At 60.6% G+C, this 19,626-nt stretch carries 17 protein-coding genes and 1 tRNA gene; 6 read left to right on the top strand and 12 right to left on the bottom strand.

Features of this window, described 5'->3' with window-relative positions; all coding sequences use genetic code 11:
• Positions 1-3: 3 nt before the first annotated feature.
• From ABI546_RS07300 to ABI546_RS07280, 5 genes are all read right to left on the bottom strand, one after another.
• Positions 4-858 (bottom strand): A24 family peptidase, encoded by an 855-nt coding sequence (locus tag ABI546_RS07300; protein ID WP_348045568.1) that lies wholly within the window; start codon positions 856-858, stop codon positions 4-6.
• Entirely contained in the window at positions 858-2,078 is a 1,221-nt protein-coding gene (locus ABI546_RS07295; protein WP_348045566.1) for a type II secretion system F family protein, read from the bottom strand. The genes ABI546_RS07300 and ABI546_RS07295 overlap by 1 nt, the downstream gene beginning before the upstream one ends.
• 76 nt (positions 2,079-2,154) lie before the next feature.
• Positions 2,155-3,888, bottom strand: coding sequence for a type IV-A pilus assembly ATPase PilB (gene pilB, locus ABI546_RS07290; RefSeq protein ID WP_348045564.1), 1,734 nt, complete (start codon positions 3,886-3,888; stop codon positions 2,155-2,157).
• 134 nt (positions 3,889-4,022) lie between these two features.
• Positions 4,023-4,099: transfer RNA gene (locus ABI546_RS07285), tRNA-Pro, on the bottom strand.
• 12 nt (positions 4,100-4,111) lie between these two features.
• Entirely contained in the window at positions 4,112-5,095 is a 984-nt protein-coding gene (locus tag ABI546_RS07280; RefSeq protein ID WP_348045562.1) for a polyprenyl synthetase family protein, read from the bottom strand.
• A gap of 191 nt (positions 5,096-5,286) precedes the next feature.
• On the opposite strand from ABI546_RS07280, the gene rplU reads away from it, so the two are divergent.
• From rplU to proB, 4 genes are all read left to right on the top strand, one after another.
• Entirely contained in the window at positions 5,287-5,598 is a 312-nt protein-coding gene (rplU, locus tag ABI546_RS07275) for a 50S ribosomal protein L21 (protein WP_348045560.1), read from the top strand.
• Between the two features lie 27 nt (positions 5,599-5,625).
• Complete coding sequence (gene rpmA, locus ABI546_RS07270) at positions 5,626-5,883, top strand: 50S ribosomal protein L27 (protein ID WP_122955354.1); 258 nt, start codon at positions 5,626-5,628, stop codon at positions 5,881-5,883.
• Positions 5,884-5,999: 116 nt separating this feature from the next.
• Positions 6,000-7,076 (top strand): Obg family GTPase CgtA, encoded by a 1,077-nt coding sequence (cgtA, locus tag ABI546_RS07265; protein WP_348045557.1) that lies wholly within the window; start codon positions 6,000-6,002, stop codon positions 7,074-7,076.
• 108 nt (positions 7,077-7,184) lie between these two features.
• Positions 7,185-8,321, top strand: coding sequence for a glutamate 5-kinase (gene proB / locus ABI546_RS07260; protein WP_348045555.1), 1,137 nt, complete (start codon positions 7,185-7,187; stop codon positions 8,319-8,321).
• Positions 8,322-8,383: 62 nt separating this feature from the next.
• Here proB and ABI546_RS07255 read toward each other — a convergent pair whose 3' ends face one another.
• Positions 8,384-8,893: a CNP1-like family protein gene (locus ABI546_RS07255; protein WP_348045553.1), complete on the bottom strand. Its 510-nt coding sequence runs from the start codon at positions 8,891-8,893 to the stop codon at positions 8,384-8,386.
• Entirely contained in the window at positions 8,890-9,585 is a 696-nt protein-coding gene (locus ABI546_RS07250) for an RNA pyrophosphohydrolase (protein WP_348045551.1), read from the bottom strand. The genes ABI546_RS07255 and ABI546_RS07250 overlap by 4 nt, the downstream gene beginning before the upstream one ends.
• A 149-nt stretch (positions 9,586-9,734) precedes the next feature.
• On the opposite strand from ABI546_RS07250, the gene ABI546_RS07245 reads away from it, so the two are divergent.
• Positions 9,735-11,477 carry a proline--tRNA ligase gene (locus ABI546_RS07245; protein ID WP_348045549.1) on the top strand — a complete coding sequence of 581 codons (1,743 nt, stop codon included), beginning with the start codon at positions 9,735-9,737 and terminating at the stop codon, positions 11,475-11,477.
• 7 nt (positions 11,478-11,484) lie between these two features.
• Positions 11,485-12,156, top strand: a complete 672-nt coding sequence (locus ABI546_RS07240; RefSeq protein WP_348045547.1) for a lytic transglycosylase domain-containing protein — start codon at positions 11,485-11,487, stop codon at positions 12,154-12,156.
• A gap of 564 nt (positions 12,157-12,720) precedes the next feature.
• Here ABI546_RS07240 and ABI546_RS07235 read toward each other — a convergent pair.
• The 5 genes from ABI546_RS07235 to ABI546_RS07215 form a co-directional block, all read right to left on the bottom strand.
• Complete coding sequence (locus tag ABI546_RS07235; protein ID WP_348045545.1) at positions 12,721-13,167, bottom strand: NUDIX domain-containing protein; 447 nt, start codon at positions 13,165-13,167, stop codon at positions 12,721-12,723.
• Complete coding sequence (locus ABI546_RS07230) at positions 13,164-14,147, bottom strand: ATP-binding protein (RefSeq protein ID WP_348045543.1); 984 nt, start codon at positions 14,145-14,147, stop codon at positions 13,164-13,166. Before ABI546_RS07230 ends, ABI546_RS07235 begins: the two co-directional genes overlap by 4 nt.
• A gap of 196 nt (positions 14,148-14,343) precedes the next feature.
• Positions 14,344-15,585 carry a bifunctional glutamate N-acetyltransferase/amino-acid acetyltransferase ArgJ gene (gene argJ / locus ABI546_RS07225; RefSeq protein ID WP_348045541.1) on the bottom strand — a complete coding sequence of 414 codons (1,242 nt, stop codon included), beginning with the start codon at positions 15,583-15,585 and terminating at the stop codon, positions 14,344-14,346.
• Positions 15,586-15,643: 58 nt separating this feature from the next.
• Positions 15,644-18,409 (bottom strand): preprotein translocase subunit SecA, encoded by a 2,766-nt coding sequence (gene secA / locus ABI546_RS07220; protein ID WP_348045539.1) that lies wholly within the window; start codon positions 18,407-18,409, stop codon positions 15,644-15,646.
• A gap of 213 nt (positions 18,410-18,622) precedes the next feature.
• The gene (locus ABI546_RS07215) at positions 18,623-19,603 is read right to left on the bottom strand and encodes a M23 family metallopeptidase (RefSeq protein ID WP_348045537.1); all 981 of its coding nucleotides are present in this window, start codon (positions 19,601-19,603) and stop codon (positions 18,623-18,625) included.
• Positions 19,604-19,626 lie beyond the last annotated feature (23 nt).

Genomic DNA, 19,626 nt, shown 5'->3' with positions numbered 1-19,626 from the left:
GCATCACAGGCCAACAAACCGCAAAATGGATTGCGGCCCGAAAATCATGGCCGTGAACCCCGCGCCGGCCAGGAAAGGCCCAAAGGGCACATAACCACCCTCACGCAAGCCTGTGGAGAACTTCAGCGCAATGCCTATAACGGCACCTATCACCGAAGCCATCAGAATCATGGGAACCAGCGCAGGCCAGCCGAACCAGGCACCAAGCGCAGCGAAAAGCTTGAAATCGCCATAGCCCATGCCTTCCTTGCCAGTGACCAATTTGAAAGCCCAGTACACCAGCCACAAAGAAAGGTAACCCGCAATCGCACCCCACAGCGCAGTCGGCAGGTTGACCGCGGGATTCCATTGAAGGGCGGCGACGATCAAGCCGGCCCACAGCAGAGGCAGCGTGATATCGTCCGGAAGCAAGGTCGTGTCCCAGTCAATCAGGGCCAGTGCCAAAAGGGCGGCAGAAAAGCCGCACCAGGCCAACGCCGTCAGCGACCAGCCCCAGCGCCACACACAGAAAAAGAACAAAGCCCCGGTCACCGCTTCAACCACCGGATAACGCAATCCGTAGGGTACGCCGCACGCTGAGCATTTGCCTTTCAGAAACACATAACCCAACACGGGAACGTTTTCATACCAGCGAATGGTGTGCCCGCAGCCCGAGCAACGTGAGCGCGGCACGAACAAATTAAACTTTTCTGCGGGCTCGGCAGGCGGGGCTCCTGACAATTCAGCACACTCCTGCGCCCATTGCCGTTCCATCATCTTGGGCAGACGGTAAATCACGACATTCAGGAAGCTGCCAAGCAAGAGCCCGAAAATACCGGCCAGCAGCGCATCCACCGCCGGGCCCAACCCCGTCCCCATCAAACGACTTGACCCAGCTTGAAAATAGGCAGGTACATGGAGACCACGATTCCGCCGATCAACGTGCCCAAAAACACAATGATGATGGGTTCCATCAGGCTCGACAGGCCAGCGACCATCTCGTCGACTTCCGCCTCATAAAAGTCGGCCGCCTTGCCGAGCATGTGATCGACAGAGCCGGACTCCTCGCCAATGGCGCACATCTGCAGCACCATGGTTGGGAACAGGTTGGCATTGCCCATTGCTGCCGTCAGACTGGTGCCGGTAGAGACTTCCTGCTGGATTTTTTCAGTGGCATCGGCATACAGCGAATTCCCGGAAGCACCACCCACCGAATCCAGCGCTTCAACCAATGGAACGCCCGCCGCAAACATGGTGGAAAGCGTGCGGGTCCACCGGGCAATACAGGATTTTTCAATCAACGCACCGAAGACCGGAACTTTGAGCAGCAGCCTGTCCATGAATCTCTGCATTTTTTCGTTGCGCTTCCAGGCCTGGAAGAAGAAATACAGTCCCCCACCGATGCCGCCAAAAATCAACCACCAATAGGCCACAAAGAATTCGCTGATGGCGATCACAAACAAAGTAGGAGCCGGCAAGTCGGCCCCGAAGGAAGAGAACACGCTTTTGAATGCGGGGATCACGAAGATCATGATCACGGCCACCACCACGAAAGCCACAATCACGACCGAGATGGGATACATCAGGGCCGACTTGATTTTGGATTTGATGGCCTCGGTTTTCTCCATGTACACCGCAAGGCGGTCCAGCAGGGACTCCAGAATACCGGCAGCTTCGCCGGCCTCCACCAGATTGCAATACAGGGCATTGAAATACATCGGGTATTTGCGAAACGCTGCGCTGAGGGAGGTGCCGGTTTCCACATCAGTGCGCACATCATTAAGCAGCTTGGTCACGCTGGCATTCGGGTTGCCGCGTCCCACAATATCAAACGACTGCAAAAGCGGAACGCCTGCTTTCATCATCGTGGCAAGCTGACGCGTAAAGATCGCAATATCCCTCGGCTTGATCGACTTGCCCGAGCGCATGCTGCGCTTTTTGATTTTCGTCGGCAACACGCCTTGCCGGCGCAGGGAGGCTTTAACCTGATTCTCTCCGGCTGCCCGGACTTCGCCTCGAACCTGTTTGCCACCCCGGTCCTTGCCCTCCCACTCGAAAACAAATTCCTTGATGCCCTTGGTGGATACTGCAGTTGCCATAATGGTTTCTCGTTTTATCAGTGGCCTCAGGCCACCTTCGCTACAGACGCCGGTTGATCAAACTTCACGTGTGCAATTAGACATTGGTGCAACCCAGAACCTCTTCCAGCGAAGTCATTCCAAGTTTAACTTTTTGCAACCCGGACTGGCGCAGGCTTCTTACGCCCTCAAGCTCAGCCTGCGCCGCGATTTCAAGCGCGCTTCCGTCGCGAAGGACAATACGCTGGATTTCCTCCGAAATAGGCATCACTTGATAAATACCGACCCGGCCCTTGTAACCATTTGTGCACATTGAGCACCCGACAGGCCGGTAAGGTGTCCATGAACCGTCGACGTCCTCTTCCTTGAAACCCGCTTCCAGCAAGGTCTCACGAGGGATGTCAGCGGGCGCCTTGCAATTAGGGCACAGACGGCGCGCGAGGCGCTGGGCGGTGATCAAGATAACGCTGGAAGCAATATTGAAGGGCGCGATGCCCATGTTGCGCATACGCGTCAGCGTCGTCGGCGCATCGTTGGTGTGCAGCGTGGACATGACCATATGGCCGGTTTGTGCGGCCTTGATGGCAATGTCAGCGGTCTCGAGATCCCGGATCTCGCCGACCATGATGATGTCTGGATCCTGCCGCAAGAACGCCTTGAGCGCGACAGAAAAAGTCATGCCCGCCTTGTCGTTCATGCTGACCTGGTTCACACCCGGCAAGGTGATTTCGGCCGGGTCTTCGGCCGTGGCAATGTTGACGCCCGGCTTGTTGAGAATATTCAGGCAGGTATACAGTGACACGGTTTTTCCGGAACCTGTCGGTCCCGTCACCAGCACCATGCCGTAGGGCCGCTGAATGGCGGCCATGAGCCGCTCTTTCTCGATCGTCTCATAGCCCAGCGCATCGATACCCAGCTTGGCACTGCTCGGGTCCAGAATACGGATAACAATTTTTTCGCCGTACATGGTCGGCAGGGTACTCACCCGGAAATCGATGACGCGATCAGGGCCAACCTTGAGCTTCATCTTGCCATCTTGCGGCACGCGCTTTTCCGAGATGTCCAGCTTGGAGATGACCTTGATACGCGCCGCCAGCTTTTCCTTGATGGCCACCGGCGGCGAAGCGATTTCACGCAATTCGCCGTCGACCCGGAAGCGAACCCGGTAGGTGTGCTCAAACGGCTCGAAATGCAGGTCGGACGCGCGCATGCTGAACGCGTCGAGCAGCATTTTTTGCAGAAACTTGACGACCGGCGCATCCTCTACCTCGGAAACCCCAGTGTCGTCTTCGACGGCACCAGAGTCGACGCTGGTCTCATCAAACTCGAAATCATCGCCGATGATGCTTTCCATCGCCTCAGAGGCGCTGGTATTAGAGACTTCAGACAGCTTGGACAGCTTGTCGTACTCGGCAATGACCCAGTCCACCCCCATCTGGGTGGAAAACTTGATCTTCTCGGCAGCCTCCTGGTCAGAGGGATCCGCGGTCGCGACGATCAGCCGGTTATTGCGCTTGCTGAGCACCACAATTCGATACGTTGCGCAAATCTTGGTATCGAGCAGGCCTTTGGGCAGCCGCTGTATATCGATGGCGTCCAGGTCCAGCAAAGGCGCCGCAAAGGCGGTCGACATGGTGTGCGCCAGGTCAGACGCGGAGACCGCCCCGGAGCCTGTCAGCTCGGCAATGAAACTGGTGCGGCCTGTCTGCGCTTTGCGAAAGATGTCTTCTGCGGCCTTCTGGCCGAGCTTTCCCGCAATCACCAAGGCCCTGCCCAGGCCCGGCAATGCCATGGCTGGCGGTTGGTTGATAGCGGTGTCGACTGCGGCCATGGGTTCTCTGTAAGGCTTAAATGGCTATCATCGCTTATAGATTACAAGGTGTAAATCGAAAATGGGCTGCAAGCCCACCGGGCGTTGGAAGTATGCGAAGAAACGCACACAAAGCCCAAAAGCCCAGACATTCCTGGTCGGGGTGAGAGGATTCGAACCTCCGGCCTCTACGTCCCGAACGTAGCGCTCTACCAGGCTAAGCTACACCCCGGTCCAGCAGCCGTCAGAAGCGCCTCTCTAGCAATTGAGAAGCCAGCTGCATCAAGGCATTACTGTAAATGTTCTGGGGCAAGGCTTGCAAGGCGTCCAGCGCGCGCTGCGCTTCCACGGCCGCGGCATTCCGGGTGGCCTGCAAGGCGCCGGTCTGTTGCACGATGGCGATGATCTGGGCCATCTGCCCCGTGCCACCGGTTTCAATCGCCTGCCGAATGGTTGCCCGCTCGACTTCAGTGCCTCGCTGCATGGCAATGATCAAGGGGAGCGTCGCCTTGCCTTCGCGCAGGTCATCTCCCAGGTTTTTCCCCATCTCGGCCACATCCCCGTCGTAGTCCAACACGTCGTCAATCACCTGGAATGCAGTGCCCAATGCCTGGCCATAGTCGGCGCAGCCTTGCTCTATGGCAGGAGACGACTGGGCAAGCAAGGCCGCCAGGCGGGCACTGGCTTCGAACAGCTTCGCGGTCTTGGAACGGATCACCCGGAGATAGCCCTCCTCCGACAGGGTCGCGTCGTGCATGTTCATGAGCTGCAGCACCTCGCCCTCGGCGATCACATTGGTCGCCTCGGCTAATGTTTGCATGACACGCATGTCGCCAGCTTCGACCATCATCTGGAACGCCCTGGAATACAAAAAGTCCCCCACCAAAACACTTGCGGGGTTGCCGAAGGCTTCGTTGGCGGTGGTGCGCCCGCGGCGCAGGGTGGACTCGTCCACGACGTCATCGTGCAGCAGGGTTGCGGTGTGAATGAACTCCACGACAGCCGCCAGGTTGTGGCGCTGGTCTCCCCTGTATCCCAATACGCCGCACAGCAGGAGCAGCAACGCGGGCCGAAGCCGTTTGCCACCCGCCGCCACGATGTACTGCGAAACCTGGCTGACCAGCGGCACCTCGGATTGGAGGCGGCGCTCAATGACGGCGTCCATTCCACGCATGTCGTCGGCAATCAGGGCTAGGGCTGCGGCGGTGCTTGAGGAATTGACGGACAAAGGAAGATCCAGACGTTGGGAATGTGGTTTGCGCCGATTATAGGAAGCGACCCGCTCTCTCACGGGCTCCGCGTAGGCGCAAAACCCCTTCAATTGCCACAAACCAGCTAGGCTAGCCAGATTTACCCTGCCATGCTAGAATACTGGGCTCTGCGGAAATCCGTCTGCAGAACTCAATAAAGAGGTCTTACATGTACGCGGTCATAAAAACCGGTGGCAAACAATACAAAGTTGCTGCTGGAGAAAAAATTAAAGTAGAACAGATTGCTGCGGACGTAGGCCAAGAGATCGTTATTGACCAGGTATTGGCTGTCGGCACCGGCAGCACAATCACGGTCGGTACGCCCTTGGTGTCCGGCGCCACTGTTACAGTCACTGTCCTTTCCCAAGGTAGGCACGACAAGGTTCGCATTTTCAAAATGCGCCGTCGCAAGCACTACCAAAAGCGTCAGGGCCACCGTCAAAACTACACGGAATTGCAAATCGGCGTTATCGCCGGTTAAGCAGTGACGTACCAGGAGTAACGAAAAATGGCACAGAAAAAAGGCGGCGGCTCTACGCGAAACGGGCGTGATTCACAGCCCAAAATGCTTGGCGTCAAGAAATTTGGCGGCGAAGTCATCAACGCTGGCAGCATCATCGTGCGCCAGCGCGGCACCAAGTTCCACCCAGGCGTCAATGTCGGCATCGGCAAGGACCACACCCTGTTTGCACTGGTGGACGGCTCGGTCTCGTTTTCCGTCAAGGGCGCGCTGAACAAGCACACCGTGAATGTGACCCCGGCGTAAGCTGATCACTTCGATAAGTCACTTCGACTGAAACGAAGCCCCGACCTGTCGGGGCTTTTTTGTTTGTAAACTTGATCTCCGGCCCCGAAGCCCTGGTTTAACCGCAGCACTCCATCATGAAATTTGTTGACGAAGCCTTTATTGACATTGCCGCAGGCGATGGCGGGAGTGGCTGCGTCTCCTTCAGCCACGAAAAGTACAAAGAGTTCGGCGGCCCCAACGGCGGCGACGGCGGGCGCGGTGGCCATGTGTATGCAGTGGCCGACATCAACCTGAACACTCTGGTGGACTTCCGCTTTTCACGACGCCACGAAGCCCGCAACGGCCAGCACGGCATGGGCTCGGACATGTTCGGCGCCAAGGGCGACGACATCATCCTCAAGATGCCCGTCGGCACCATCCTGACAGACGGCGAAACCGGTGAAGTGCTGTACGAACTGCTGGTTCCGGGCGAACAAGTGCTGATTGCCAAGGGGGGCGACGGCGGTTTCGGCAACCTGCGCTTCAAAAGCTCGACCAACCGCGCGCCACGCAGCAAGACGCCCGGCTGGCCCGGCGAGCGCAAGAGCCTCAAGCTCGAACTCAAGGTGCTGGCCGACGTCGGCTTGCTCGGGATGCCCAATGCGGGCAAATCGACCTTCATTTCGGCCGTATCGAATGCACGTCCGCGCATTGCCGATTACCCCTTCACCACCCTGCACCCCAACCTCGGCGTGGTGCGCGTAGGCCCGGAGCAAAGTTTTGTGGTGGCGGATCTGCCCGGCCTGATCGAAGGCGCGTCAGAAGGCGCCGGTCTGGGCCACCTGTTCCTCAGGCACCTGCAGCGTACGCGTTTGCTGTTGCACATTGTCGATATGGCCCCTTTCGACGAAGGCGTGGACCCCGTCGCGCAGGCCAAGGCCATTGTGGGTGAGCTCAAAAAATACGACGAGGCGCTCTACAACAAGCCGCGCTGGCTGGTCCTCAACAAGCTCGACATGGTGGACAAAGACAAACGCGCCGCCCTGGTGAAAGACTTCGTCAAGCGCTTCAAGTTCAAGGGCCCTGTATTTGAAATCTCGGCCCTGACGCGCGAAGGTTGCGAGCAACTGGTCAAAACCATTTACCAGCACGTCAAGGACGTCCAGAAAAGCGAACAGCCGGAGGAAGAGGTGGATCCACGTTTCGCCGAGCTGCCACCGGAATCTCCGTAACGGCCCTTTCTCTCGGCGATTTTTGGGCCAGCGCCGCCAGCGTTTGCTATATAAACGATAGCTGCTCGCGCTCATCTATGTTGGGCTAGAGCCCTAAAACATACTTAAATGCAAGAACAAACCGGCTCCCCGATCCTGCGCAACGCCAAACGCATCGTGGTGAAGGTGGGCTCCAGCCTAGTGACCGACGAAGGGCGTGGACTCGACGCCGTGGCCATCGGCCAGTGGTGCGAGCAGCTGGCAGCCCTCGTCAAGGACGGCCGGGAGGTCATCATGGTCAGCAGCGGCGCCATTGCCGAGGGCATGAAGCGCCTGGGCTGGGCGACGCGCCCCAAGGCCATTCATGAGCTGCAGGCCGCCGCTGCCGTGGGTCAGATGGGGCTGGTACAAGTCTATGAAACCAAGCTGCGCGAAAACGGCATCGGCAGCGCGCAGGTTCTGCTGACACATGCCGATCTGGCCGACCGCGAACGCTACATCAACGCACGCTCCACCCTGCTGGCCTTGCTGCAACTCGGCGTGGTCCCGGTTATCAATGAAAACGATACCGTCGTCAACGACGAGATCAAGTTCGGCGACAACGACACCCTGGGCGCGCTGGTAGCCAACCTGGTGGAAGCCGATGCGCTCGTCATCCTGACCGACCAGCGCGGCCTCTACACTGCCGACCCGCGCAAGGACCCGTCCGCGCAGTTTGTGCATGAAGCCAAGGCCGGCGATGCGGCGCTGGAGGCCATGGCGGGTGGCGCCGGCTCCAGCATCGGCAAGGGCGGCATGATCACCAAAATTCTGGCCGCCAAACGCGCTGCGGGTTCGGGCGCATCAACCGTTATCGCCTGGGGGCGCGAGCCCCAAGCCCTGATCCGGCTCACACAAGGCGAGCCCATCGGGACACTGCTGGTGGCGCAAACCCAGAAAATGCAGGCCCGCAAGCAATGGATGGCGGATCACCTGCAAATGCGGGGCTCGGTGACTGTGGACGCCGGCGCTGCAGGCAAGGTGCGTGATGACGGCAAAAGCCTGCTTCCCATCGGCATGACAGCGGTTCAGGGCGAATTTTCACGCGGCGATGTCATCGCCATCAGGGACCCCGGAGGCGCCGAGATCGCCCGCGGCCTGTCCAACTACTCCAGCGCCGAAGCCCGGCTGATCTGCCGCAAGGCATCGTCGGAGTTCGAGAAACTGCTGGGTTATACCGGTGAGCCTGAAATGGTTCACCGCACCAACCTGGTATTGACCCGCTAGTTCTGCCAGTCGCCGCATCACGGCACGCGCACTGCGCCTGAGAAGCGGGCTGATATTTCAGGTTATGGACTGGTCCTGAAATTCGGGTTCTTCAACCGTGACACCAGCAGGTCTACCGTTTGCACAGGTGCCGCGCTGTCACAGGCGCCGGCCCTGGCAAACCGCAAAGGGTGCTTGGATGGCATGTTGTCAAACATCGACTTCCATTCCGGATTACTGACGACAGCCCATTTGTCGCCTGAATAGCGGGCGTAGGTCTTGAATTCGCCGGTGCTGCAGCGTATGCCTTCGTACATCACATTGCGTGCGCCGCTGGCATTTGCAGCCACCACCACGTAACGCACGATGCTGTCCTTGTTCGAAATCTGGATGGTTGCCGGGTCCACTCCATACACCAGCTGGGAATTGAGTGACACCTCAAAAGTCACCAGTTTGGTCAAATCGAATGCAGGCGGCGGCGGGACAGCATCCTCCTTCCACTCGGGGTCTTCCACCATGTTCTGGGCCCAGGACGTAGAACTGAGTCCAAGCAAAAGCGCGGCGGCAACCACAAAGGCGGGTTTGAAATTCATGGTTTGATCGGTTGGGTGTTCGCATCCAGGCTGGTCTGCGGATCGGGTTCAAAAGTGGCGCCGGGCGGCAATTCAAAAGACGCGCCCTGCCTCGTTAATGGCGCATGAAACGGCTCGGCCGCGGGTGCACAACCGCCCTCGCCTGCGTGGTCGCGCTGGTGCAAGCCCCCGCGCAAATAACGGTTGCGGTGGTCGGGCCGCTGCTCAAAACGGGCGTCCGTGCGCGGCACAAAACGCGACAGCTCGGTCAGCGCCATTTCGTACACACCGCGCTTGAACTCCACCACCACATCCAGCGGCACCCAGTAGTCGTTCCAGCGCCAGGCATCGAACTCGGGGTGATCGGTTGCGCGCAGGTTCAAGTCCCAGTCGTGACCGACCAGCTGAAGGAGAAACCAGATTTGTTTCTGGCCTTTGTAATGTCCGCGCGCATCGCGGCGGATGAACCGGTCAGGCACCTCATAGCGCAACCAGTCTCGGGTTCGGGCCAGCACACTCACGTGCTGCGGCAACAGCCCCACTTCTTCATGCAACTCGCGGTACATGGCCTGCTCGGGATTTTCGCCCCGATCAATGCCACCCTGCGGAAATTGCCACGAGTGGGTACGGATACGTTTGCCCCAAAATACCTGACTTCTCTGGTTGAGCAAGATGATGCCGACGTTGGGCCTAAAGCCGTCCCGGTCAAGCATAATCAAACCTCAATTTTTTAAACTGAGTCCATTATGCACAGCGAAGGCCCCAGCGCCAAGCGCACAGCGGGCTGCAGCCCCCCTTTCGATTCATTTCCCCGCCCCTTTCCCACCTCTTTTTTCCGCCCCGGAATTCCAGAAAACCGCCCATGAAAGCCTCCCAGTTCTTCATTTCCACCCTCAAGGAAGCACCTGCCGACGCAGAAGTCGTGAGCCACCAGCTCATGATGCGGGCCGGCATGATCAAGAAGCTGGGCGCCGGCGTGTACAACTACATGCCGATGGGCCTGCGCGTGATCCGCAAGGTCGAAGCCATCGTGCGCGAGGAAATGAACCGCGCCGGCGCGATCGAAATGACGATGCCGGTGATCCAGCCGGCCGAGCTCTGGCAGGAAACCGGCCGCTTTGAAAAGATGGGCCCCGAACTGCTGCGCATCAAGGACCGCCACGGCCGCGACTTCGTCGTCCAGCCGACCAGCGAGGAAGTCGTCACCGACGTGATGCGCCAGGACATCAAGAGCTACAAGCAGCTGCCAAAAAACCTGTACCAGATCCAGACCAAGTTCCGCGACGAACGCCGTCCGCGCTTTGGCCTGATGCGTGGGCGCGAGTTCATCATGAAGGACGCCTACAGCTTCGACCGTGACCAGGCCAGCGCCAAAGCCAGCTACCAGGTCATGGCAGCGGCATACCGCAAGATTTTTGACCGTTTCGGCCTCACCTACCGCGCCGTCGCGGCCGACAGCGGCGCCATCGGCGGCGACCTCAGCGAAGAGTTCCAGGTGATTGCCGCCACCGGCGAAGACGCCATCGTGTATTGCCCCGGCAGCGACTACGCCGCCAACATGGAAAAGGCCGAGGCGCTTGCGCCCCAGGGCGCGCGCAAGGCCGCTTCGCAGGCGCTGACCAAAACCGCCACGCCCGGCAAAGCCACCTGTGCCGATGTTGCTGAATTGCTGGGCATCCCGCTCGCCGCCACCGTCAAGTCGCTGGTGCTGGCCACGGACCAGACCGATGAAACCGGCAAGGTCGTCAAGACGCAGGTCTGGCTGCTGCTGCTGCGCGGCGACCACGACATGAATGAAGTCAAGGTCGGCAAGGTGCCGGGCCTGGCGGACTTCCGCTTTGCCACCCTGCCCGAGATTGAAGACCACTTCGGCTGCAAGCCTGGCTACCTCGGCCCGCTGAACCTGAAAAAGCCCGTCAAGCTGGTGGCAGACCGCGAAGTCGCGGCCATGGCCGACTGGGTCTGCGGCGCGAACGAAGTGGACTTTCACACTACGGGCGTCAACTGGGGCCGGGACCTGCCCGAGCCTGAACTGGTGGCTGACATCCGCAACGTGGTCGCCGGCGACCCTTCGCCGGACGGCAAAGGCGCGCTGGTCATTGAGCGCGGCATTGAGGTCGGCCATGTGTTTTACCTCGGCACCAAATACAGCCAGGCCATGAACGCCACCTTCCTGGGTGAAAACGGCAAGCCCCAATTCCTCGAAATGGGTTGCTACGGCATCGGCATCACGCGCCTGCCAGCTGCGGCCATCGAGCAAAACCACGACGAGCGCGGCATCATCTGGCCCGACGCCATTGCGCCGTTCACCGTGGTGCTGTGCCCCATCAGCCCGGATCGCTTCCCCGAGGTCGAGGCCGCGGCCAACAAGCTCTACGCTGAGCTCCTCGCGGCCGGCGTCGACGTGATCCTGGACGACCGCGGCGAACGCCCTGGCGCCATGTTTGCCGACTGGGAACTGATCGGCGTGCCGCACCGCGTCACCATCGGCGACCGCGGCCTCAAGGAAGGCCAGCTCGAATACCAGCACCGCCGCGACGCAGCTTCCAGCAAGATCGACGTGGCCGGCGCCTTCGACTTCCTCAAGGGAAAGCTGGCGCTTTGACGCCTTCATGGATTCCGTGAGTTCATTGCCTCTGTCTGTATCCGGTGCCCCCCTGGCAAAGGCTCAGGGGCTCTCCAGGCGAGCCTGCCTGCAGGCCTTGCCCATCGCCTGCAGCCCGTGGCTGCTGGCAGGGCAGGCGCATGCCGGTGCGCAGGTTGAAGAGCCGCTGATCGACTCGGTGCGCACCGCACTGAGTTCGGCCATCGCCAACCAGGCGCCGCCCATCCCCGAGTTCAAGGACACCGAGAGCCGCCTGACTTACCTGCGCTGGCTGGGCGCCATGAGCGAGCGGCTGAAGAAAAAGAAACCGGAGTGGCAGATCCGCAAGGAATTCCTGCAAACGGTCTGGTACGAGAGCCGGCGCGCCGGCCTCGATGTGACGCTGGTACTGGGCCTGATTCAGGTGGAAAGCAATTTCCGTAAATTCGCCGTCAGCAACGTCGGCGCGCGTGGCTACATGCAGGTCATGCCCTTCTGGACCCGCGTGATCGGTGACGGGGATCCCTCCAAGCTTTTTCACATGCAGACCAACCTGCGCTTTGGCTGCGTGATCCTGCGCCACTACCTGGACAGGGAACGCGGCGACCTTTTCATGGGCCTGGGCCGCTACAACGGTTCACGGGGCAAGTCACCCTACCCCAATGCGGTGATGGGTGCTAGCAAAGTCTGGGAGTACTAAGTTCACCCCGTCGGACGCTCACTGCGTGTAGCGCCTTCCCCCTTCCAGGGGCGGCGCCTGCGGCCTGGCAGAGCCAGATCCGCGGCCCCCGTTTGGTGGGAGTGCATCTCCGTTCAGGTTGGGTTGGGCTGTTTGAAGAATTTAGCCTCTTCAATCGCTATGATTTTTATAGCTGGTGGCGCACACTTTGATTGGGCTGCAGCCACTTTTCATATTGAAAAGTGACTCAAAATCCGTCCGGACAGCCTCAAACACCCGCCAAACGCCTCCCCGGCGCTCTTTTGAAGCCATCTCAAGCTATTTTTAAAGAAAAAATGGCCGTAGCCCAATCAAAGTGTGCGCCACCAGCTATTGAATTGATAGCGCCCTGCCGCCTTGCCTTGTCAAACAGGGGCCGCAGACCTGGCTTTGCCAGTCTGCAGGCGCCGCCCCTGGAAGGGGGAGGCGCTACACGCAGTGAGCGTCCGACGGGGTGAACTCAGCTCTTGGCTTTGCCAGTCTGCAGGCGCTGCCCCCTGCAAGGGGGGAACAGGCTACACGCAATGAGCCTGGACGGGGGTGAGCCTAGCCACCACGCTCGGCGGCAAACCAGTCCAGTACCGGCACCGTGCCAGGCAATACCGGCTGCACCGTCACGGGCAGGTTTTGCCAGGCAAAGGTCTGGCCTTCGTGCATTTGCAGCTCGCCGGTCCAGTCGAAGACCTTGCAGAAGTTCAGGCGCACCAGGGCATGCGGGTAGTCGACCATTTCGACTTTCCAGGGCTGGGCGGCGCCGATGGTGACGCCGATTTCTTCCTGTAGCTCGCGGCGCAGGGCCTGCTCGACGGTTTCTCCGGCTTCGAGTTTGCCGCCGGGGAATTCCCAATAGCCTTCGTAGACCTTGCCGGGCGGGCGTGAGGTCAGCAGGAAATCACCGTTTGGCCGGAGCAGCACGCCAACCGCTACGTCGACCACCTTGCGGTCAACGCCACCCTCGCGCGGGCGTTCGCCGTCGGCCACCAGCACGTTCATGTCGAATGGTCGGGGGCGTGGTCGCCCTGGTCGGCTGGGTGCGGTGAGGCAGCCGCTGCCGCGCCAGGCCGCTCATAGGCTGCGATGGCCTGCGCCGCCACAGGCCGGCTGGCGCTGTCGCGGCCGGCGTAGTCGCGGGCAAACTGGTAGGCCACGCGGCCGCTGCGCGAGCCTCGCTCCAGCGCCCAGACCAGCGATGCGGGCCTGGCGGCCGCAATGGCTTCCTGGCCCACACCGAAGGACGACAGCCACTGCGCGACGATGATCAGGTATTCGTCCTGGGTGAAAGGGTAAAAGCTGACCCACAGGCCGAAGCGCTCAGACAGTGAAATCTTTTCTTCGACCACTTCACCCGGGTGCACTTCGCCGTCGTCACCGTGGGTGTAGGTGAGGTTTTCCGTCATGTACTCGGGCAGCAGGTGGCGGCGGTTGCTGGTCGCGTAAATCAGCACATTGGGCGTGGCCGCCGCGACAGATCCATCAAGAATGGACTTGAGCGCCTTGTAGCCGGGCTCGCCTTCTTCAAAACTCAGGTCGTCACAAAAGACGATGAATTTTTCGGGCAGCCCGGACACCACGTCGACGATGTCAGGCAGGTCGGTCAGGTCGGCCTTGTCGACCTCGATCAGCCGCAGGCCACGCGCCGCATATTCATTGAGGCAAGCCTTGATCAGCGAAGACTTGCCGGTGCCGCGCGCGCCGGTCAGCAACACGTTGTTGGCGGGCTTGCCGCTGACAAACTGCTCGGTGTTGCGCCTGATTTTTTCTTTCTGGTCCTCGATTTCCTTGAGGTCACCCAGGCTCATGTTGCCGATGTGGCGCACCGGCTCCAGCGAGCCGTGGCCGGAGCTGCGTTTGCGGTAGCGGTAGGCGATCGAGGCGCTCCAGTCCGGGGCGCTCAAGGGCTGGGGCAGCACGGACTCAATCCGCGCCATCAGCTGTTCCGCACGGCTTATCAATCGCTCCAGTTTGTCGCTCACAAGCAATCCCCTTCGCGGGCCACCGCGGAACCGGCCTTGGCCTGTCCTGAGCCTGTCGAAGGGCCGGGCCGCTGGTGGCGCCCCCTTGAGGGGCTGAGAGCCGCGGCTCCAAGCCTGCCCGCGCAGGCTTGGACGGCTCGGAAGAGCCGTCGCCTCTGGCGACGGTGCGGGGCGCCGCAGGCGCTTCGGGGGTGTTTCATGACCGGTAATCCGCGTTGATCTTGACGTAGTCGTAGGAGAGATCGCAGGTCCAGACGGTGTCGGCTGCATCGCCGCGGCCCAGCACCACGCGTACGGTGATCTCGCTCTGTTTCATCACGCGCTGGCCGTCGGCCTCCACATACCCGGGATGCCGGCCGCCATTTTTGGCGACCAGTACATCGTCCAGGTACAGGTCAATTTTGGTCTGGTCCAGGTCGTCGATGCCGGCGTAGCCGACTGCTGCCAGGATGCGGCCGAGGTTGGGGTCGCTGGCAAAGAAGGCGGTTTTCACCAGCGGCGAATGCGCAATCGCATACGCCACCCTGCGGCACTCTTCGCCGGTCTTGCCGCCTTCAACGGTGATCGTGATGAACTTGGTGGCGCCTTCACCGTCGCGCACGATGGCTTGCGCCAGCTTTTTCGCGATGTCGAGCATGGCGGCGCGCAGGGCCTTGCCTTCCGGACTGTCCAGCGAGGTGATGGGCGGATGCTTGGCCTTGTTGGTGGCCATCACAACGAAGGAATCGTTGGTCGAGGTGTCGCCGTCTACCGTCACGCGGTTGAAGGAACCCTCTGCCAGTTCCCTGGCCAGTTGCGCCATCAGGCCTTGCTCGACGTTGGCGTCCGTTGCCATGAAGCCGAGCATGGTGGCCATGTTGGGCCGGATCATGCCGGCGCCCTTGCTGATGCCGGTGATGGTGACGTCGGTGCCCGCAATCTTGACGCGTGCAGAAAAAGCCTTGGCGACGGTATCCGTCGTCATGATGGCTTCGGCAGCGTTGCCCCAGTTGTCGGCCTTGGCGGCATCGAGCGCGGCCGGCAGGCCCGCGGCAATGCGGTCGTTGGGCAGCGGCTCCATGATGACGCCGGTGGAAAACGGCAGGATCTGCTCGGGCGCAATATCGAGCAGGCGGGCCAGCGCAATACAGCTGGCGTGCGCACGGTTCAGGCCGTCGTCGCCGGTGCCGGCGTTGGCATTGCCGGTGTTGATCAGCATGGCGCGTATGCCGGCTGTCTTGCCGCCGTTTTTGGCCAGGTGCTCGCGGCAGATCTGCACGGGCGCCGCACAAAAGCGGTTTTGCGTGAACACCGCGCCGACGGACGCCCCTTCATCGAGCAACAACACCGACAAATCTTTGCGATTGGCCTTGCGGATGCCCGCCTCGGTAATGCCCCAGCGCACGCCGGGTACAGGGTAAAGGTCCGCGGCGGGCGTGGCAACCAGATTGACGGGCATGTTCCAGGACTCCGGAAAATCAGGGGTAAGTCGGGCGATGTTCAGCGCAGCGTGGCGCTCAGTTCAGGCGGCCGTGGCAGTTTTTGTACTTCTTGCCCGAGCCGCAGGGGCACGGGTCGTTGCGGCCCACACGCGGAACTTCGTCGGCCGGGATGGCCGATGCACGGCGCTGCGACTCGCTGTCCGTCGTCGTTTCCACTTCGCCGGTTTCGGTCGGCGCGGTGTAAGTGACGTTGGTGATGTTCTCGGCCCGGTTTTCCATTTCCTCGGCGGCCTGCTCGAGCTGCTCGCCCGACTGGATCTTGACCGTCATCAGCACCTTGGTGACTTCGTTCTTCACGCTGTCCAGCAACTGGCCAAAGAGTTCAAACGCTTCGCGCTTGTATTCCTGCTTGGGCTGCTTTTGCGCGTAGCCGCGCAGGTGAATGCCCTGGCGCAGGTAGTCAAGGGCGCTCAGGTGCTCACGCCAGTGGCTGTCGATGCTTTGCAGCAGGACAATGCGCTCGAACTGCGTGAAGTTTTCTTCACCGATTTTTTCGACCTTGTCATCAAACGCGGCGTTGGCTGCGGTGATGACTTTTTCCACCACGTCGTCGTCGGTGATGGCGGTGGCGGCTTCCAGCTCCTGGCGCAGGGGCAGATCGATCTGCCACTCATCGCGCAGCACGTTCTCGAGCCCGGCAATATCCCACTGCTCTTCAACGCTTTCAACCGGCACGTACTGCCGCGCCAGATCGGTGAAACAGCCTTCGCGCAGCGAAGCGATCTGGGCCTGCAGGTTGCTCGCGTCCATGATGTCGTTGCGCTGCTGGTAGATCACCTTGCGCTGATCATTGGCCACATCATCGTATTCAAGCAATTGCTTGCGGATGTCGAAGTTGCGCGCCTCCACCTTGCGCTGGGCCGACTCGATGCTGCGGGTCACAATGCCCGCCTCGATAGCCTCGCCGTCCGGCATCTTGAGGCGCTCCATGATGGCCTTGACGCGGTCGCCCGCGAAAATGCGCATCAGCGGATCGTCCAGGCTCAAGTAAAAGCGCGAGGAGCCGGGGTCGCCCTGGCGGCCAGAACGGCCGCGCAACTGGTTGTCGATACGGCGCGATTCATGGCGCTCGGTCGCAATGATGCGCAGGCCGCCCAAGCCGGTGACCTGCTCGTGTTCGTCTTTCCACACGGCGCGAAGGCGCGTAATTTCCACGTCCTTGGCGCCTGCGTCCAGGGCCTCGTCGGCCTCAACCGCTTCGATCAGCTTTTCAACATTGCCGCCCAGCACAATGTCGGTGCCGCGGCCCGCCATGTTGGTGGCGATGGTGATCATCTTCGGGCGGCCGGCCTGGGCCACGATGTCCGCTTCGCGCGCATGCTGCTTGGCGTTCAGCACCTGGTGCGGCAGGTTTTCCTTGGTCAGCAGCTGGTCGATGATCTCGGAGTTTTCAATCGACGTCGTGCCGACCAGCACGGGCTGGCCGCGTTCGTAGCATTCGCGAATGTCCTTGATCGCTGCTTCGTATTTCTCGCGCGTGGTCTTGTAGACGCGGTCCAACTGGTCGTCGCGGCGGCTCACGCGGTTGGGCGGAATCACCGTGGTTTCGAGACCATAGATTTCCTGGAACTCGTAGGCTTCGGTGTCGGCCGTGCCGGTCATGCCGGAGAGCTTGCCGTACAGGCGGAAATAGTTCTGGAAGGTGATGGACGCCAGCGTCTGGTTTTCTGCCTGGATCTGCACACCCTCTTTGGCTTCAACAGCCTGGTGCAGGCCATCGCTCCAGCGGCGGCCCGACATCAAGCGGCCGGTGAACTCATCAACAATCACCACTTCGCCGTCTTGCACCACATAGTGCTGGTCGCGGTGATACAGCAAGTTGGCGCGCAGCGCTGCATACAGGTGATGCATCAGCGAAATATTGGCCGGGTCGTAGAGCGTGGCGCCTTCCGGAATAAGGCTCAGGTTGAACAGCAGGCGCTCGGCGTTCTCGTGGCCCTGCTCGGTCAGGAACACCTGATGGGTTTTCTCGTCGATGGTGTAGTCGCCGGGCTTGGTCACGCCCTCGCCGGTGCGCGGGTCGGCTTCGCCTTCCTGGCGCGTCAGCAAGGGCACAACCTTGTTCATCGCCAGGTACATCTCGGTATGGTCTTCGGCCTGGCCGCTGATGATGAGCGGCGTGCGGGCTTCGTCGATCAGGATCGAGTCGACCTCGTCGATGATGGCGTAGTTCAGGCCGCGTTGCACGCGGTCGGCCACCTCGTAGACCATGTTGTCACGCAGGTAGTCGAAGCCGTATTCGTTGTTGGTGCCGTAGGTGATGTCGGAGCCGTAGGCCGCCTGCTTTTCTTCGCGCGACATATTGGGCAGGTTGATGCCGACTGTCAGGCCGAGGAAGTTGTAGAGCTTGCCCATCCAGCGCGCGTCGCGACTGGCCAGGTAATCATTGACCGTCACCACATGCACGCCCTTGCCGGTCAATGCATTGAGGTACACCGGCAGCGTCGCCGTCAGGGTTTTGCCCTCACCGGTGCGCATTTCCGAAATCTTGCCGTTGTGAAGCGACATGCCGCCCAGCATCTGGACGTCAAAGTGGCGCATCTTCATGACGCGTTTGCTGCCTTCCCTGACCACGGCAAACGCTTCGGGAAGCACCGCATCGAGTTCTTCACCTGCGGCCACCCGGTCTTTGAGTTCCTGGGTTTTGGCGCGCAACTGATCGTCGGTCAGCTTCTCGTACTGGATTTCCAGTGCATTGATGCGTTCTACGGTTTTGCGGTAGGTCTTGAGCAGCCGGTCGTTGCGGCTGCCGAAAATTTTGGTCAGGATGTTGGAAGCCATAAATACGAGGCCGCCTTTGACCGCTCCCGCGAGCTAGGCAATGCGGCCGAAATCCCTTTTTGTGTACGGAACCTAGGTGTGGGCGCCTACGGTTACTTCAACCGGGCCCAAACTCCTGATTTTAACTCTGCCAGGGGAGAGTCATGGCCACTCGCCGTAAAACCGCAATGACGGCAAAAAGCCCTGCTACCGTGCACGGCAGCAATCAACCGCCTAGTGAGGGCGGGGCAGCTGCGAAACAGGCACCGGAGACCGCGAAGAAACGGCCGCAACCGTGGGCCCAGGCAGTTTTTGCCCTGCGGTCAGGAACTTCTGCGGATCCTGAAAAACCCCCTGGACCAGCACCTCGAAGTGCAGGTGCGGGCCGGTGGAACGGCCCGTGGTGCCCACCTCAGCAATTTTTTGCCCGCGCCTGATCAGGTCGCCTTTTTTGACCAGTACCCGGGAAGCGTGGGCGTAGCGTGTGACGAGTTCGTTGCCGTGGTCAATTTCCACCATGTTGCCGTAGGCGGGGTGGTATTCCTGCGTGACGACCACGCCGCCCGCAGCGGCAAGAATCGCAGTGCCTGGCTCGGAAGGAAAATCGAGCCCGGTGTGCAAGGCGGAGCGGCCGTTCAGGGGGTCAATGCGCCAGCCGAAGGCCGAGCCCAGATTGCCGCCGGCCACGGGCTCCTGCGTGGGAACCATCATTTTCTTGATCTTCTGGTCGAAAAGACGCGACTCCATCACGGTCATCAGGTCCACGCGCTGGTCGGTTAATTTGTCCAGCTCCGCCAAAGTGGCCTGCAGCTCTTCCATGGTCAACGAAGGGCCCGCCACCAATGCACCGCCGCGGCCTGGCGTCACCTTGATGTCATTCGGGCTGACGCCGGCCAGGCCCGACACCCGCTCACCGAGTGCTTCGAGCTGCATCATCTTGGCCTGCATTTCACCGACCCGTTTGGCCATGACGTCGAGGTTTTCGCGCATGAAGCGGTCGCGTTGGTCGAATTCGTCCTTGACCATGAGTTTGACCAGGGACCCAATGACGGGCCAGCCTTCGCGGGCGCCCTTGAGGAACACCCAGTGGTACAGGCCGGCCGCGACGAGCATGAGCGCCAGCGCGGCGACAAAGCCGGCCAGCACCAGTTTGGTACCGCTTAAATAAATGGCCCGGCTTTTCGCCAGCCACGCATCCGTGATAATCAAATGCACTTGTCTACCTCTTTTTTTACAGC

This window comes from Polaromonas sp., assembly GCF_039932935.1.
Lineage (GTDB): Bacteria > Pseudomonadota > Gammaproteobacteria > Burkholderiales > Burkholderiaceae_C > Polaromonas.
Note: the sequence above shows the minus strand (reverse complement) of the source record. Positions and strands in the feature narration are given on the sequence as shown.

Coding starts and splice junctions, on each gene's coding strand:
- ABI546_RS07300 (WP_348045568.1), bottom strand. CDS start 858: ATGGGGACGGGGTTGGGCCCGGCGGTGGATGCGCTGCTGGCCGGTATT.
- ABI546_RS07295 (WP_348045566.1), bottom strand. CDS start 2,078: ATGGCAACTGCAGTATCCACCAAGGGCATCAAGGAATTTGTTTTCGAG.
- pilB (WP_348045564.1), bottom strand. CDS start 3,888: ATGGCCGCAGTCGACACCGCTATCAACCAACCGCCAGCCATGGCATTG.
- rplU (WP_348045560.1), top strand. CDS start 5,287: ATGTACGCGGTCATAAAAACCGGTGGCAAACAATACAAAGTTGCTGCT.
- rpmA (WP_122955354.1), top strand. CDS start 5,626: ATGGCACAGAAAAAAGGCGGCGGCTCTACGCGAAACGGGCGTGATTCA.
- cgtA (WP_348045557.1), top strand. CDS start 6,000: ATGAAATTTGTTGACGAAGCCTTTATTGACATTGCCGCAGGCGATGGC.
- proB (WP_348045555.1), top strand. CDS start 7,185: ATGCAAGAACAAACCGGCTCCCCGATCCTGCGCAACGCCAAACGCATC.
- ABI546_RS07255 (WP_348045553.1), bottom strand. CDS start 8,893: ATGAATTTCAAACCCGCCTTTGTGGTTGCCGCCGCGCTTTTGCTTGGA.
- ABI546_RS07250 (WP_348045551.1), bottom strand. CDS start 9,585: ATGCTTGACCGGGACGGCTTTAGGCCCAACGTCGGCATCATCTTGCTC.
- ABI546_RS07245 (WP_348045549.1), top strand. CDS start 9,735: ATGAAAGCCTCCCAGTTCTTCATTTCCACCCTCAAGGAAGCACCTGCC.
- ABI546_RS07240 (WP_348045547.1), top strand. CDS start 11,485: ATGGATTCCGTGAGTTCATTGCCTCTGTCTGTATCCGGTGCCCCCCTG.
- ABI546_RS07235 (WP_348045545.1), bottom strand. CDS start 13,167: ATGAACGTGCTGGTGGCCGACGGCGAACGCCCGCGCGAGGGTGGCGTT.
- argJ (WP_348045541.1), bottom strand. CDS start 15,585: ATGCCCGTCAATCTGGTTGCCACGCCCGCCGCGGACCTTTACCCTGTA.
- secA (WP_348045539.1), bottom strand. CDS start 18,409: ATGGCTTCCAACATCCTGACCAAAATTTTCGGCAGCCGCAACGACCGG.